Source organism: Pseudomonas sp. p99-361, from assembly GCF_003935475.1.
Taxonomy (GTDB): Bacteria; Pseudomonadota; Gammaproteobacteria; order Pseudomonadales; family Pseudomonadaceae; genus Aquipseudomonas; species Aquipseudomonas juntendi.
In genome coordinates this window covers 25,836-40,910 of sequence record NZ_RHQO01000034.1, presented here as the reverse complement: position 1 = coordinate 40,910, position 15,075 = coordinate 25,836, and the positions used below count along the sequence as shown (strand labels likewise).

General features: G+C 61.9%; 13 protein-coding genes. All 13 read left to right on the top strand.

Features of this window, described 5'->3' with window-relative positions; translation table 11 throughout:
* Nucleotides 1-4 precede the first annotated feature (4 nt).
* The 13 genes from fliR (at nucleotide 5) to motD (ending at nucleotide 15,024) form a co-directional block, all read left to right on the top strand.
* Nucleotides 5-781: a flagellar biosynthetic protein FliR gene (gene fliR, locus EGJ22_RS16045; protein ID WP_009683220.1), complete on the top strand. Its 777-nt coding sequence runs from the start codon at nucleotides 5-7 to the stop codon at nucleotides 779-781.
* A gap of 2 nt (nucleotides 782-783) precedes the next feature.
* Nucleotides 784-1,926, top strand: coding sequence for a flagellar biosynthesis protein FlhB (flhB, locus tag EGJ22_RS16040; protein WP_009683221.1), 1,143 nt, complete (start codon nucleotides 784-786; stop codon nucleotides 1,924-1,926).
* A gap of 186 nt (nucleotides 1,927-2,112) precedes the next feature.
* Nucleotides 2,113-3,045: an RHS repeat-associated core domain-containing protein gene (locus EGJ22_RS16035; protein WP_080709193.1), complete on the top strand. Its 933-nt coding sequence runs from the start codon at nucleotides 2,113-2,115 to the stop codon at nucleotides 3,043-3,045.
* Between the two features lie 514 nt (nucleotides 3,046-3,559).
* Nucleotides 3,560-5,689, top strand: a complete 2,130-nt coding sequence (gene flhA / locus EGJ22_RS16030; RefSeq protein WP_009683223.1) for a flagellar biosynthesis protein FlhA — start codon at nucleotides 3,560-3,562, stop codon at nucleotides 5,687-5,689.
* Nucleotides 5,690-5,700: 11 nt separating this feature from the next.
* A complete protein-coding gene (flhF, locus tag EGJ22_RS16025) occupies nucleotides 5,701-7,008 on the top strand; it encodes a flagellar biosynthesis protein FlhF (RefSeq protein ID WP_029885655.1) in 1,308 nt (435 codons plus the stop codon).
* Between the two features lie 84 nt (nucleotides 7,009-7,092).
* Nucleotides 7,093-7,935 carry a flagellar synthesis regulator FleN gene (gene fleN / locus EGJ22_RS16020; protein WP_172828404.1) on the top strand — a complete coding sequence of 281 codons (843 nt, stop codon included), beginning with the start codon at nucleotides 7,093-7,095 and terminating at the stop codon, nucleotides 7,933-7,935.
* Entirely contained in the window at nucleotides 7,932-8,672 is a 741-nt protein-coding gene (gene fliA, locus EGJ22_RS16015) for an RNA polymerase sigma factor FliA (protein ID WP_009683227.1), read from the top strand. Before fleN ends, fliA begins: the two co-directional genes overlap by 4 nt.
* Before the next feature lie 116 nt (nucleotides 8,673-8,788).
* Complete coding sequence (locus EGJ22_RS16010) at nucleotides 8,789-9,163, top strand: chemotaxis response regulator CheY (RefSeq protein WP_166524971.1); 375 nt, start codon at nucleotides 8,789-8,791, stop codon at nucleotides 9,161-9,163.
* A gap of 20 nt (nucleotides 9,164-9,183) precedes the next feature.
* Nucleotides 9,184-9,972 (top strand): protein phosphatase CheZ, encoded by a 789-nt coding sequence (locus tag EGJ22_RS16005; RefSeq protein ID WP_009683229.1) that lies wholly within the window; start codon nucleotides 9,184-9,186, stop codon nucleotides 9,970-9,972.
* A 12-nt stretch (nucleotides 9,973-9,984) separates the two neighbouring features.
* Nucleotides 9,985-12,252, top strand: a complete 2,268-nt coding sequence (locus EGJ22_RS16000; RefSeq protein ID WP_029885657.1) for a chemotaxis protein CheA — start codon at nucleotides 9,985-9,987, stop codon at nucleotides 12,250-12,252.
* 46 nt (nucleotides 12,253-12,298) lie between these two features.
* Complete coding sequence (locus tag EGJ22_RS15995) at nucleotides 12,299-13,423, top strand: chemotaxis response regulator protein-glutamate methylesterase (protein ID WP_029885658.1); 1,125 nt, start codon at nucleotides 12,299-12,301, stop codon at nucleotides 13,421-13,423.
* A complete protein-coding gene (locus EGJ22_RS15990; protein ID WP_009681920.1) occupies nucleotides 13,423-14,163 on the top strand; it encodes a flagellar motor protein in 741 nt (246 codons plus the stop codon). Before EGJ22_RS15995 ends, EGJ22_RS15990 begins: the two co-directional genes overlap by 1 nt.
* Before the next feature lie 3 nt (nucleotides 14,164-14,166).
* Complete coding sequence (gene motD / locus EGJ22_RS15985; RefSeq protein WP_009681921.1) at nucleotides 14,167-15,024, top strand: flagellar motor protein MotD; 858 nt, start codon at nucleotides 14,167-14,169, stop codon at nucleotides 15,022-15,024.
* The last annotated feature ends 51 nt before the right edge of the window (nucleotides 15,025-15,075 follow it).

Genomic DNA, 15,075 nt, shown 5'->3' with positions numbered 1-15,075 from the left:
GCGGATGCTGGAGCTGACCGATACGCAGATCGGCACCTGGGTCGCCACCTTCATCCTGCCGTTGTTCAGGGTGACGGCGGTGTTGATGACCATGCCGATCTTCGGTACCCGCATGCTGCCGGCGCGGGTGCGCCTGTACGTGGCCGTGGCCATTACCGTGGTCATCGTGCCGGCGTTGCCACCGCTGCCTGAATTCGACCCGCTGAGCCTGCGCGGCCTGCTGCTGTGCGCCGAACAGATCATCGTCGGGACGTTGTTCGGCCTGGCGTTGCAGTTGCTGTTCCAGGCGTTCGTGATTGCCGGGCAGATCGTTGCGGTGCAGATGGGTATGGCCTTCGCCTCCATGGTCGACCCGGGGAACGGGGTCAACGTTACGGTGATCAGCCAGTTCATGACGATGCTGGTGAGTGTGCTGTTCCTGTTGATGAACGGCCACCTGGTGGTGTTCGAGGTGCTGACCGAAAGCTTCTCCACGTTGCCGGTGGGCAATGCGCTGGTGGTCAACCACTTCTGGGAGCTCGCCGGGCGCATGGGTTGGGTTTTCGGTGCAGGCTTGCTGTTGATCCTGCCGGTGATTGCGGCGTTGCTGGTGGTGAACATTGCCTTTGGGGTGATGACCCGTGCGGCGCCGCAGCTGAACATTTTCTCCATCGGTTTCCCGTTGACCCTGGTCATGGGCATGTTCATCTTCTGGGTCGGCCTGGCCGATGTGCTGTCGCACTACCAGGCATTGGCCAGCGAAACGCTGCAGTGGCTGCGTGAATTGGCAAGGGCGGGCTGAGCATGGCTGAGAGCGAAAGCGGCCAGGACAAAACGGAAGACCCCACCGAGAAACGCAAGCGCGACTCACGGGAAAAAGGCGAGGTCGCCCGCTCCAAGGAGTTGAACACGGTGGCGGTGACCCTGGCCGGCGCGGGTGGGCTGCTGGCGTTTGGCGGCCATTTGGCCGAAACCCTGCTGGCGTTGATGCGCATGAATTTCAGTCTGACCCGCGACATCATCGTGGACGAGCGGGCGATGGGCGCGTTTCTGCTGGCCTCGGGCAAGATGGCCATCTGGGCCGTGCAGCCGGTGCTGATCCTGCTGTTCGTGATCTCCTTCGTGGCGCCCATCGCGCTGAGCGGCTTCCTGTTCTCGGGCAGTTTGCTGCAGCCGAAATTCAGTCGCATGAATCCGTTGTCAGGCATCAAGCGCATGTTCTCGATGCATGCCTTGACCGAATTGCTGAAGGCGCTGGCCAAGTTTTTCGTGATCTTGGTAGTGGCGGTGGTGGTATTGATCAACGACCGTCAGGCGCTGCTGTCGATTGCCAACGAGCCGCTGGAGCAGGCGATCATTCACAGCCTGCAGGTGGTGGGCTGGAGTGCCTTGTGGATGTCGGCCGGGTTGTTGCTGATCGCGGCTGCGGATGTGCCGTTCCAGCTGTACCAGACGCACAAGAAACTGAAGATGACCAAGCAGGAAGTGCGCGACGAGTACAAGGACAGCGAGGGCAAGCCCGAGGTCAAGCAGCGTATTCGCCAGCTGCAGCGCGAAGTGTCGCAGCGGCGCATGATGGCGGCGGTGCCGCAGGCCGACGTGATCATCACCAACCCGACCCACTATGCGGTGGCCTTGCAGTATGACCCGGAGAAGGGTGGGGTGGCGCCGTTGCTGTTGGCCAAGGGCACGGATTTCATTGCCTTGAAGATTCGCGAAATTGGCGTGGAGCATAAGGTTCAGATCCTGGAATCGCCGGCCTTGGCGCGGGCGATCTATTACTCGACCGAGATCGAGCAGGAAATCCCCGCCGGCCTGTACCTGGCTGTGGCGCAGGTGCTGGCCTATGTGTTCCAGATCCGCCAGTACCGTGCGGGCAAGGGCAAGCGCCCTGAGCCGTTGAAGGATGACCTGCCGATCCCGCCAGACCTGCGCCGCGACAGTTGACCTTGTGCCAGGGCCTCTGGCCCTTTCGTTGACTCGCCTGCTCCCTCGGGTGCGACGCTGCCATTGAGCTCAGGCATCAGAGATGACACTCAGCAATTAGTCAATTTTTTCAATTGGTATTTTTGTCAGTTGTAGGCAGTGCGAAGGGTTGTGAATATTGTCACTCTGCACTAGGAGGGGCTTGCCATGAATTCATCTCGCCATGAATCCGCGACAACTGTGACGATCGGCTTATCAGAAAAAAACAACAAGACTGAGCGTACTGATATGCGACAGCACTTTGCGTTCACCCCGTATGGCTTTGCAGGGGGCTTGTTCTGTTATTTTTCATCCCTGGGATTCAATGGGCAGTGGGCAGAGGCACTGGCGAACTTATATTTTTTGGGTGCGGGTCGTCGGGGATATAGCACGGTTCTGATGAGGTTCCTAAGCTCTGATCGTGCCAGCCCATTTGGAACAGGTGGCATCAACCCCTATGCATATTGTGAGGGCGATCCTGTTAATTACCACGATAACTCCGGGCTCAACCGTCGTCCTTCAATACGTAGGCATTGGATGAGCCCCAGTTTCGTAGAGGGCGGGCTTCAAAACAAAGGAAGGGCAGACGCCCGACCCTATCAAGTGGGGCAGCGCCGCCATTCGTTTAATGGATTTGATCGACCAGAGTCGAAATCGCTCGTTGGGTTTCATGCTTCGAGAACGGAATATGCTGAAGCTATGACCGGAACTTTACAAGGCCGTAAAGACGTCTTGATGACTCCGCTTTCTCAGCATAAAAAATTCGGAGTGGATCCGCATTATTTCAGACCTGATAATGAGTTTGGAGCAGGTTTTTACGCTGGGGAGTATGGTGTTGCCAAGTTTTATGCAGCTAAGCGGGGCGCCCAGAGCCAATCCTCTACCACGGTGTTCAGTGTCTATGTAGACAACGCAGTAGGTATGCAGCCCGGCTTGCACTACCATGCAGGCTTGCTGAAGCACGGTGCGAAGCCTCCCTATCCGGAAACGCCCTATTTTTTTCAGTTCGCATTATTGCGAAGAGTGATATCGCGCGTTTCGCTTAAAATGGGAGTGGTGCGTGGTGAATCCCCGGTGCCGCTGAGGCCCAACGAAGTCTGACGCTATCAGTGGTTTGCCTCCTATGGATAGCAACCGGAGCACATGAAAGACAACCTGCGATTCCTGTCGGATCTGCGCCATTACTATTGACCTTGTGTCAGGGCTTCTGGCCTTTTCGCGGGTAACCCGCTCCCACAGGCATTTCACGGATCTCAAGCCCTATGCGGTACCTGTGGGAGATCACCCAGCACTACGGGCTGCGCTGTCGCGCAGAGAACTCGATTCGTAAGCGCGACGCTGCCTGTGTGAGAGCGGGCTAGTCGAGGCGTCGAACCGCCGCGACGAATCCAATGCGGTGGCTGGCACCGGCTACGCCGTTGTTCGCGGGCATGCCCGCTCCCACAAAGACCTCGCTAAATCCATAAGTTATGTGTTGCTCTATAAGGGCGGTTCACCCGCGAAGCGGCCGGCACACACAACATAAATCTCCTGTTGCGCAAAGTTGGAAGGCTTCTTGCAATGCCAGCCGCAGATGCCCCTTGGGCGTCAAAGTTTTGCATCAAGAGGACTCGCGGTGGATCGCACTCAGTTAATCAGCAACGCCCGTCATAACCTGGCCGGGCTCGGCCGGGGCAACCTGGGTGTACCGCTGCTGCTGCTGGTGATGTTGGCAATGATGATGTTGCCGATACCACCGTTCCTGCTCGACGTGTTCTTCACCTTCAACATCGCCTTGTCGATCGTGGTGCTGCTGGTCTGCGTCTACGCCCTGCGCCCGCTCGACTTCGCTGCATTCCCCACCATCCTGCTGGTGGCCACGCTGCTGCGCCTGGCGCTGAACGTGGCCTCCACGCGGGTGGTCATGCTGCACGGCCAGGAAGGCCACGGCGCCGCCGGCAAGGTGATCCAGGCCTTCGGCGAGGTGGTGATCGGCGGTAACTACGTGGTCGGTGCAGTGGTCTTCGCCATCCTCATGATCATCAACTTCGTGGTGGTGACCAAGGGCGCCGGGCGTATCTCGGAAGTGAGCGCGCGCTTCACCCTCGACGCCATGCCCGGCAAGCAGATGGCGATCGACGCCGACCTCAATGCCGGCCTCATCGACCAGGCCCAGGCCAAGCACCGTCGCGCCGAGGTGGCCCAGGAGGCCGAGTTCTACGGTTCGATGGACGGTGCCAGCAAGTTCGTGCGCGGTGACGCCATCGCCGGGTTGCTGATCCTGTTCATCAACCTGATCGGTGGCATGCTGATCGGCATGCTGCAGCATGGCATGAGCTTCGGCGATGCCGGCAAGGTGTACGCCCTGCTGACCATCGGTGACGGTTTGGTGGCGCAATTGCCATCACTGCTGTTGTCGACCGCTGCGGCGATCATGGTCACCCGCGCCTCGGGCTCGGAGGACATGGGCAAACTGATCAACCGGCAGATGTTCGACTCGCCCAAGGCGTTGGCGGTATCGGCGGGGTTGATGATTGTCATGGGGCTGGTGCCGGGCATGCCGCACTTCGCCTTCATCGGCCTGGGTCTGCTGGCCGGTGGCGGGGCTTATCTCGTATGGAAGAAACAACAGAAGGCCAAGGCCCAGGCATTGCAGGAGGCGCAGCGCCAGCAAGACCTGCTGCCTTCGCCGCAGCGGGCGCTGGAAACCAAGGAGCTGGGCTGGGACGATGTGACACCGATCGACATGATCGGCCTGGAAGTCGGCTACCGGCTGATCCCCCTGGTGGACCGCAACCAGGGTGGTCAGTTGCTGGCGCGAATCAAGGGCGTGCGCAAGAAGCTGTCGCAGGACCTGGGCTTCCTCATGCCCACGGTGCATATCCGCGACAACCTTGACCTGCAACCCAGCGCCTATCGCCTGACGCTGATGGGGGTGATCCTGGCGGAGGCCGAGATCTACCCGGACCGCGAGCTGGCGATCAACCCGGGGCAGGTGTTCGGCACCCTCAACGGCATTGCCGCACGTGACCCGGCGTTTGGCCTGGAGGCGGTGTGGATCGACGTGGGCCAGCGCTCGCAGGCGCAGTCGCTGGGCTACACCGTGGTCGATGCCAGTACGGTAGTGGCCACCCACCTCAATCAGATCCTGCAGAAGCACTGCCATGAACTGATTGGCCACGAAGAGGTCCAGCAACTGTTGCAGGTGTTGGCCAAGGCTTCGCCTAAACTTGCAGAAGAACTGGTGCCGGGTGTCATTTCCTTGTCGGGGCTGCTCAAGGTCTTGCAGGCCCTGTTGTCGGAACAGGTACCCGTGCGCGATATTCGCAGTATTGCCGAAGCAATCGCGAACAACGCTGGCAAGAGTCAAGATACCGCCGCGCTGGTTGCGGCGGTGCGCGTCGGATTGTGTCGCGCCATCGTGCAAAGCATTGTCGGCGTTGAGTCGGAGCTCCCGGTGATCACCCTGGAGCCAAGGTTGGAACAGATTTTGCTCAATAGTCTGCAACGCGCCGGGCAAGGCCAGGAAGACGGTGTTCTTCTGGAACCGAGCATGGCCGAAAAGCTGCAACGTTCGCTGATCGAAGCGGCCCAGCGCCAGGAAATGCAGGGCCAGCCGGCCATTCTGCTGGTCGCCGGCCCGATCCGCGCCATGCTGTCGCGTTTCGGTCGCCTGGCTGTACCGAATTTGCATGTGCTGGCGTATCAGGAAATACCGGACAACAAGCAAGTCACCATCGTTGCCACCGTGGGCCCTAACGGCTGAGGTAGTGGATAATGCAAGTTAAGCGATTCTTCGCCGCCGATATGCGTCAGGCCATGAAACTGGTCCGTGATGAGCTGGGCGCCGATGCCGCGATCATTGGCAACCGTCGCATTGCCGGTGGTGTCGAGCTGACGGCCGCGCTGGACTACAAGCTGTCCGCCCTGGCCCCGCGTGTGCCCAATGCCGAGCTGGAAGAAGAGCTGCGCAAGACCCACACGCGCATTGCCACGGCCCAGGCCGAGCTGGGCCACCGCCAGGACAGCAGCGATAACAACCGCCAATTGTTCGCCGGGCAGTCGTTGACCGCTGCCGAGCCGCTGGTCGAGCCCCATGTCGATGCCCCACAGGCGACGGCCGCCACGGCGCCGGCGCCCGTTGACCCGCGCCTGTTCGATGCCATGCGCTCCGAACTGTCGGGCCTGCGCGAACTGCTGGAAGTGCAGCTCGGCTCGCTGGCCTGGACCCAGCTGCAGGGCAGCAAGCCACAACAGGCCAACATCTGGCGGCGCCTGCAGCGCATTGGCCTGTCCGGGCCGATTGCCCGCGAGTTGCTGGAGCTGACCGCCGAAATCGAAGAGCCACGCCATGCCTGGCGCATGTTGCTGGCGCACTTGGCGCGCATGATCGAAATTCCCGAGGTAGAGCCGATCGAAGAAGGCGGTGTGATCGCCATGGTCGGCCCGGCCGGCATGGGCAAGACCACCACCCTGGCCAAGCTGGCGGCGCGCTACGTGCTCAAGTACGGCGCGCAGAATATGGCGCTGGTGAGCATGGACAGCTTCCGCATCGGTGCCCAGGAGCAGCTCAAGACCCTTGGCCGCATCCTCAATGTCCCAGTCACCTATGTCGACCCAGGCCAGTCGCTGGCGGCAGCGCTGGAGCCGCTGCTGCGCAAGCGTGTGGTGCTGATCGACACCGCCGGCCTGCAGGCCAGCGACCCGGCCCTGCGCATGCAGCTGGAAACCCTGGCCGGCCGTGGCATCGCCGCCAAGAATTACCTGGTACTGGCCACCACCAGCCAGAAGCAGGTGCTGACCGCCGCCTACCACAGCTACAAGCGCTGTGGCCTGGCCGGCTGCATCCTGACCAAGCTCGATGAAACGGCAAGCCTTGGCGATGTGCTGAGCCTTGCCATCAGTCATGATTTGCCTGTGGCCTATCTTACCGACGGCCCGCGCATTCCTGACGACCTGCACCTGCCGCGGGGGCACCAGCTGGTGTCCCGCGCGGTCAATGTGCAGCAGCAGGAGGAGCCCAGCGAAGAGGCAATGGCCGACATGTTCGCTGATCTCTACCACAACCCACGGCGAGCGGGTTGAGTATGAAACGTGTGCAAAGTAGCTATGCCAAGGGGTACGCAGAATTGCCCTACGTGTGGCCTGGGTCCCAGCGATACAAGGTAAATTACAAACATGGGTAGCATGCATCCCGTACAGGTGATCGCCGTGACCGGTGGCAAAGGTGGCGTCGGCAAGACTAACGTTTCAGTGAACCTGTCCCTGGCGTTGGCCGAACTCGGCCGCAGGGTCATGTTGCTGGATGCCGACCTGGGCCTGGCCAATGTCGACGTGTTGCTGGGCCTGACGCCCAAACGGACCCTGGCCGATGTCATCGAAGGGCGCTGCGAGCTGCGTGACGTGATATTGCAGGGCCCTGGTGGTGTGCGCATCGTACCGGCTGCCTCCGGTACGCAGAGCATGGTCCACCTGGCGCCGGCCCAGCATGCCGGGCTGATCCAGGCGTTCAGCGAAGTCGGCGACAACCTCGATGTACTGGTCATCGATACCGCTGCGGGTATCGGTGAGTCGGTCGTCAGCTTTGTCCGTGCCGCCCAGGAAGTGCTGCTGGTGGTGTGCGACGAGCCGACCTCGATCACCGATGCCTACGCGCTGATCAAACTGCTCAACCGTGACTACGGCATGAACCGCTTCCGCGTGCTGGCCAACATGGCCCAGAGCCCTCAGGAAGGGCGCAACCTGTTTGCCAAGCTGACCAAGGTTACCGACCGTTTCTTGGATGTCGCCCTGCAGTACGTAGGCGCCGTGCCCTACGACGAGTGCGTGCGCAAGGCGGTGCAGAAGCAGCGTGCCGTTTACGAAGCCTTCCCACGCTCCAAGTGCGCGCTGGCCTTCAAGGCGATTGCCCAGAAGGTCGACAGCTGGCCGCTGCCGGCCAACCCACGTGGCCACTTGGAGTTCTTCGTCGAGCGCCTGGTGCAGCCGACCAGCGCGGGACCGGTGCTATGAACGCCAGCGGGTTCAAGATGTACAGCCGGGCGGCGAAAGACGCCCAGTACGAGTTGATCGAACGCTACGCCCCCCTTGTCAAGCGTATCGCCTACCATCTGTTGGCGCGGTTGCCGGCCAACGTGCAGGTTGAGGACCTGATCCAGGCCGGCATGATTGGCTTGCTGGAAGTGGCCAACAAGTACGACGCCAGCAAGGGCGCCAGCTTCGAAACCTATGCCGGCATTCGTATCCGCGGCGCCATGCTCGACGAAGTGCGCAAAGGCGACTGGGCACCCCGTTCGGTGCACCGCAACACCCGTATGGTCAGCGACGCGATGCGCGCCGTGGAGGCCAGAACCGGCCGTGACGCTAAAGATCATGAAGTTGCTGCCGAACTCCAATTGAGCCTCGATGATTACTACGCGATCCTCAACGATACCTTGGGCAGCCGTTTGTTCAGCTTCGATGACCTGCTGCAGGACGGTGAGCACGAAGGGCTGCATGAAGACGGCGCCAGCGGCCAGGTCGAACCTGCCCGGGGCCTCGAGGAGGAGCGCTTCCAGCTAGCCCTGACCGAGGCCATCGCCAACCTGCCCGAGCGTGAACGCCTGGTGCTGGCGCTGTACTACGACGAAGAGCTCAACCTCAAGGAGATCGGTGAGGTGCTGGGGGTCAGCGAGTCGCGGGTCAGCCAGTTGCACAGCCAGTGTGCCGCGCGTCTGCGTAGCCGCCTGGGGGAATGGCGGGCGCGCTGAGCCTGCTGGGGTTGCGGCTGTTTCCACGCGGTTTTCCACGTTGTACCGAATTGATTGAATGCGCGCTCGGGGCCGAGCGCGTTTGAGACTGCTTGGAGGTCTACTTGAACAAAGACATGAAAATCCTCATCGTTGACGACTTTTCGACGATGCGGCGGATCATCAAGAACCTGTTGCGTGACCTGGGCTTCACCAACACCGATGAGGCCGACGATGGCACCACGGCACTGCCGATGCTGGAAAACGGCCATTATGACTTCCTGGTGACCGACTGGAACATGCCTGGCATGTCCGGCATCGACCTGCTGCGCAAGGTGCGTGCCCACGACCGGCTGAAAACCATGCCCGTGCTGATGGTGACTGCCGAAGCCAAGCGCGACCAGATCATTGAAGCGGCCCAGGCCGGCGTCAATGGTTACGTGGTCAAGCCGTTCACGGCACAGGTGCTCAAAGAAAAGATCGAGAAGATCTTCGAACGCGTCAACGGCTGAGTCACGTCAGGGGGCGCGCCATGGATTCATCACATAACTCTTTGGGCGAGTTCGAATCGACCCTGAAGAAACATGCCCAGGAGTTGGTCGAAAGCCTGGAGCGGGGCCGTTTCGGCGAGGCGGTGCAGCTGATTCACGAGCTGAACCAGACCCGCGACCGCGGCCTGTACCAGGAAGTCGGCAAGCTGACCCGCGAGCTGCACAGTGCCATCGTCAGTTTCCAGATCGACCCGACCATACCGCAGGCCGAAGAGGTGTCGCAGATTACCGATGCCACCGAGCGCCTGTCCTATGTGGTCAAGCTCACGGAAGGCGCGGCCAACCGCACCATGGACCTGGTCGAGGCAAGCACCCCGGTGCTCAACGACCTGGCCAGCGAGGCCAAGGCCCTGAGCACCGACTGGCAGCGCTTCATGCGCCGCGAAGTGGCGGCGGAAGAATTCCGCGACCTGGTCAAGCGGGTCGACAGTTTCCTCACGCACAGCGCCGAAGGCAACCGCAAGGTCGCCGGCCACCTCAATGACATTCTGCTGGCCCAGGACTATCAGGACCTGACCGGGCAGGTGATCAAGCGCGTCACCAACCTGGTGACCGAAGTGGAAAGCAACCTGCTCAAGTTGGTGCTGATGGCCAGTCAGGTCGACCGCTTTGCGGGCATTCAGCATGACCACGATCAATTGCGCGCAGAAAAAGATCGAGAAAAACATCCGACTCGGGGTGAAGGTCCGCAGATTCATGCCGATAAGCGTGAAGACGTCGTGTCCGGCCAGGACGACGTCGATGATCTGCTGTCCAGCCTGGGTTTTTAAGGAGCACCTTTGATGAGCTTCGGCGCCGATGAAGAAATCCTCCAGGATTTCCTGGTAGAAGCCGGCGAAATTCTTGAGCAACTGTCCGAGCAATTGGTCGAGCTGGAAAGCCGGCCCGACGATGCTGACCTGCTCAATGCGATCTTTCGCGGTTTCCACACTGTAAAAGGGGGCGCCGGCTTCCTCCAGCTGAACGAGCTGGTGGAGTGCTGCCATATCGCCGAGAACGTGTTCGACGTGCTGCGCAAAGGTGAGCGTCGGGTTGACGCGGAGCTGATGGACGTAGTGCTCGAGGCACTGGACACGGTCAACAGCATGTTTGGCCAGGTGCGCGAGCGCGCTGAAGTCACGCCGGCAACCCCCGAGCTGCTGGCGGCCTTGGCGCGCCTTGCCGAGCCGGGTGCGGCGCAACCGCAGGGTGGCGAAGAAGCGGTGGTGCCGGTGGCTGCCGCGCAGGCGCCTGCCGCGGCACCGGTGGTGGACCAGGAGCAGCACCTGGACATCACCGACAGCGAGTTCGAGCAGTTGCTCGATTCGCTCGATGCGGTCAAGGCACAAGCTGCGGCCGAGGAACAGCTGCAAGGCGAGAGCGTGAGTGGTGGCGGTGATGAAATCACCGATGCCGAGTTCGAATCGCTGCTCGACCAGTTGCATGGCAAAGGCCAGTTCACTGCCGAAGTTGCAGCGCCGGCTGCTGCCGTCAGCCACGAAGCGGCCAGTGACGAAATCACCGATGCCGAATTTGAGTCGCTGCTCGACCAGCTGCATGGCAAAGGCACCTTCCAGGCCGACGCCCTGCCTGCCGCTAAGGCGGCACCTGCCGAGGTGGCGCCTGACAGCACCGCCAGCGCCACCAGCGACGAAATCAGCGAGCATGAATTCGAAGCGCTGCTGGACCAGTTGCATGGCAAGGGCAAATTCGGCGGTGACGTCGCAGCAGTCCAGGCACCGCCTGCGGCCAAGGCGCCGGCAGCGGCCAAGCCGCAAAGCCCGGCGGCCGCCAAGCCAGCTGCGGCTCCTGCACCTGCGCCAGTGCCCGCGGCTGCGAGCAAACCTGCTGCAGCTGCGCGCACGCCGGCCCCGGTCGCCGACAAGCATGCGGTCAGCGAAGCGGAAACCACCGTACGCGTCGACACGGCGCGCCTGGACGAGATCATGAACATGGTCGGCGAACTGGTGCTGGTGCGTAACCGCCTGGTGCGCCTGGGCCTGAACAGCGGCGACGAGGCCATGTCCAAGGCCGTGTCCAACCTCGACGTGGTCACCGCCGACCTGCAGACCGCGGTGATGAAAACCCGCATGCAGCCGATCAAGAAAGTGTTCGGCCGCTTCCCGCGCCTGGTTCGCGACCTGGCGCGCCAGTTGAAGAAAGAGATCAACCTTGAGCTGGTCGGCGAAGAAACCGACCTCGACAAGAACCTGGTCGAGGCCCTGGCCGACCCGTTGGTGCACTTGGTGCGCAACGCCGTCGACCATGGTATCGAGATGCCCGATGAGCGCGATGCCGCAGGCAAGCCGCGCACGGGCCGCGTGGTGCTGTCGGCGGAGCAGGAGGGCGACCACATCCTGTTGTCGATTTCCGACGACGGCAAGGGCATGGACCCGAACATCCTGCGGGCCAAGGCGGTGGAGAAGGGCCTGATGGACAAGGACGCCGCCGAGCGTCTGAGCGAGTCGGACTGCTACAACCTGATCTTCGCCCCAGGGTTCTCGACCAAGACCGAGATTTCCGACGTGTCCGGGCGTGGCGTGGGCATGGACGTGGTGAAGACCAAGATCTCCCAGCTCAACGGTTCGATCAACATCTTCTCGGCCAAGGGCCAGGGCTCGAAGATCGTCATCAAGGTGCCGCTGACCCTGGCGATCATGCCCACCCTGATGGTGATGCTGGGCAACCAGGCATTCGCCTTCCCGCTGGTCAACGTCAACGAGATCTTCCACCTCGACCTGTCGCGTACCAATGTGGTCGATGGCCAGGAAGTGGTGATCGTGCGCGACAAGGCACTGCCGTTGTTCTACCTCAAGCGCTGGCTGGTGCAAGGCCAGGTGCATGAAGAGCAACACGAGGGCCACGTGGTGATCCTGTCGGTCGGCACCCAGCGCATCGGCTTTGTCGTCGATCAACTGGTAGGCCAGGAAGAAGTGGTAATCAAGCCGCTGGGCAAGATGCTGCAAGGTACCCCGGGCATGTCCGGGGCCACCATTACCGGTGACGGTCGTATTGCGTTGATTCTCGACGTCCCGAGCATGCTCAAGCGTTACGCCGCGCGGCGTATTTGATTTCGGTGGCGCACCTTGGCAGGTCGCGCCGCCTAATGGAGTGTTTATGGCAGTCAAGGTCCTGGTGGTGGATGATTCCGGTTTCTTCCGCCGCCGCGTCTCGGAGATCCTCTCGGCGGATCCGACGATCCAGGTAGTAGGTACCGCGACCAACGGCAAGGAAGCGATTGACCAGGCGCTGGCGCTCAAGCCCGATGTCATCACCATGGACTATGAAATGCCCATGATGGATGGCATCACTGCGGTGCGGCACATCATGCAGCGCTGCCCGACGCCGGTGTTGATGTTTTCCTCGCTGACCCATGAGGGCGCCCGGGTCACCCTCGATGCGCTGGACGCGGGGGCGGTGGACTACCTGCCGAAGAACTTCGAGGACATTTCGCGCAACCCCGACAAGGTCAAGCAACTGCTGTGCGAGAAAGTGCATACGCTGGCGCGCAGCAACCGCCGGTTTGGCAGTTACGCCAGCCCTGCGCCGGCCGCAACGTCGGCACCTGCCAGCAGCCATGCGCCGGCGGCGGGTGTGGGCAGCCCGGCAGCGGCGCGCAGTGCGTTGCCGGCTCGGGCCCCGGCAGCCGTGCCCGCTGCGGCTGCGGCGCCTAAACGCAAGCCTTACAAACTGGTGGCCATCGGTACCTCCACCGGCGGCCCGGTAGCCCTGCAGCGGGTGTTGACCCAACTGCCGGCCAACTTCCCTGCACCGATCGTGCTGATCCAGCACATGCCGGCTGCGTTCACCAAGGCGTTTGCCGAACGCCTGGACAAACTGTGCCGCATCAGCGTCAAGGAAGCCGAAGACGGTGACATGCTGCGCCCAGGCCTGGCCCTGCTGGCCCCGGGTGGCAAGCAGATGATGGTCGATGGCCGTGGCGCGGTGAAGATCCTGCCGGGCGATGAGCGCCTGAACTACAAGCCGTGCGTGGACATCACCTTCGGCTCGGCGGCCAAGTCATATGGCGACAAGGTGCTGTCGGTGGTGCTGACCGGTATGGGTGCCGATGGCCGTGAAGGTGCGCGCCTGCTCAAGCAGGGCGGCAGTACGGTGTGGGCCCAGGATGAAGCCAGCTGTGTGATCTATGGCATGCCCATGGCCATCGTCAAGGCCAACCTGGCCGACGCGGTGTATAGCCTGGACGAGATCGGCAAGCACCTGGTAGAGGCCTGCGTCTGATGGACGTGCTGAGCCTGATCGGCCTGATCCTCGCCTTCGTTGCCATTGTCGGTGGCAACTTCCTCGAGGGTGGCCATGTCGGTGCCCTGGTCAATGGGCCGGCGGCATTGATCGTGCTGGGCGGCACCTTGGCGGCAGCACTGCTGCAGTCACCGCTGGCCTCGTTCAAGCGGGCCCTGCAGATTCTGCGCTGGATCCTGTTCCCGCCCAGGGTCGACCTGGCGGGTGGCATCGACCGGGTGGTGAACTGGAGCCTGACCGCGCGCAAGGAAGGCTTGCTGGGACTGGAAGGGGTGGCCGACAGCGAGCCCGACCCGTATGCGCGCAAAGGCTTGCAGCTGCTGGTCGATGGCGCCGAGCCAGAAGCCATTCGCAGCATCCTCGAAGTCGATTTCCTGACCCAGGAAAGCCGCGATATCCAGGCGGCCAAGGTGTTCGAGAGCATGGGCGGGTACGCGCCTACCATCGGCATCATCGGTGCGGTCATGGGCCTGATCCACGTGATGGGCAACCTGGCCGACCCGTCGCAACTGGGCAATGGCATCGCCGTGGCCTTCGTCGCCACCATCTACGGTGTGGCCAGCGCCAACCTGGTGCTGCTGCCGATCGCCAACAAGCTCAAGGCCGTGGTCATGCGCCAGTCGCGCTACCGCGAAATGCTGCTCGAAGGCCTGTTGTCGATTGCCGAGGGCGAAAACCCGCGCTCCATCGAGCTGAAGCTGCAAGGCTTCATGGAGTAACCCATGCGCCGCCGTCGTCATACCGAGGAACACGAAAACCACGAACGCTGGCTGGTGTCATACGCCGACTTCATTACATTGCTGTTCGCATTTTTTGTGGTGATGTACTCGATTTCGTCGATCAACGAGGGCAAGTACAAGGTCATTTCCCAGGCGCTTCTCGGGGTGTTCAACGACCCTGAGCGCAGCATGAAGCCCATCCCCGTGGGCGAGGAAAAGCCATTGACCGTGCGCCCGGCCGAGCCGCTGGTCAACGACAGCGAGCAGACCGAAGCAGGCCTTGCGGCAACCAATACCGATCCGCTGAAGACCATCAGCGATGACGTGCGCGATGCCTTTGGCGACCTGATCAAAAGCAACCAGATGACTGTGCGCGGCAACGAACTGTGGATCGAGATCGAGCTCAATTCATCGCTGTTGTTCGGCAGTGGCGATGCCATGCCCAGTGACAAGGCGTTCGCCATCATCGAGAAGGTGGCCGATATTCTCAAGCCGTTCGCCAACCCGGTACATGTCGAGGGTTTCACCGACAACCTGCCGATCCGTACCGCGCAGTACCCGACCAACTGGGAGCTGTCGTCGGCGCGGGCGGCGAGCATTGTGCGCCTGCTGGCCATGGAGGGGGTGAACCCGGCCCGCATGGCCTCGGTCGGCTATGGCGAGTACCAGCCGGTGGCCAGCAATGACACCGCCGATGGCCGGGCGCGCAACCGGAGGGTGGTGTTGGTGATTTCCCGAAACCTGGAAGTGCGCCGCAGCCTGACGGGCTCGGGCAGCGCCAATGCAACACCGGATGCTGCCTTGCGCCGGGCTGGCACACAAAGTGCACCGGCTACGCCAGCAACGGTGGCGGGGCAGTGATTCGTCAATTCTCTGGCACTGCTACAAGCACAATTTTGACTGTGACGCCGT

Bases quoted from the DNA above. Each gene is read 5' to 3' on its own strand.
- fliR (WP_009683220.1), top strand. From the start codon at position 5: ATGCTGGAGCTGACCGATACGCAGATCGGCACCTGGGTCGCCACCTTC.
- flhB (WP_009683221.1), top strand. From the start codon at position 784: ATGGCTGAGAGCGAAAGCGGCCAGGACAAAACGGAAGACCCCACCGAG.
- EGJ22_RS16035 (WP_080709193.1), top strand. From the start codon at position 2,113: ATGAATTCATCTCGCCATGAATCCGCGACAACTGTGACGATCGGCTTA.
- flhF (WP_029885655.1), top strand. From the start codon at position 5,701: ATGCAAGTTAAGCGATTCTTCGCCGCCGATATGCGTCAGGCCATGAAA.
- fliA (WP_009683227.1), top strand. From the start codon at position 7,932: ATGAACGCCAGCGGGTTCAAGATGTACAGCCGGGCGGCGAAAGACGCC.
- EGJ22_RS16010 (WP_166524971.1), top strand. From the start codon at position 8,789: ATGAAAATCCTCATCGTTGACGACTTTTCGACGATGCGGCGGATCATC.
- EGJ22_RS16005 (WP_009683229.1), top strand. From the start codon at position 9,184: ATGGATTCATCACATAACTCTTTGGGCGAGTTCGAATCGACCCTGAAG.
- EGJ22_RS16000 (WP_029885657.1), top strand. From the start codon at position 9,985: ATGAGCTTCGGCGCCGATGAAGAAATCCTCCAGGATTTCCTGGTAGAA.
- EGJ22_RS15995 (WP_029885658.1), top strand. From the start codon at position 12,299: ATGGCAGTCAAGGTCCTGGTGGTGGATGATTCCGGTTTCTTCCGCCGC.
- EGJ22_RS15990 (WP_009681920.1), top strand. From the start codon at position 13,423: ATGGACGTGCTGAGCCTGATCGGCCTGATCCTCGCCTTCGTTGCCATT.
- motD (WP_009681921.1), top strand. From the start codon at position 14,167: ATGCGCCGCCGTCGTCATACCGAGGAACACGAAAACCACGAACGCTGG.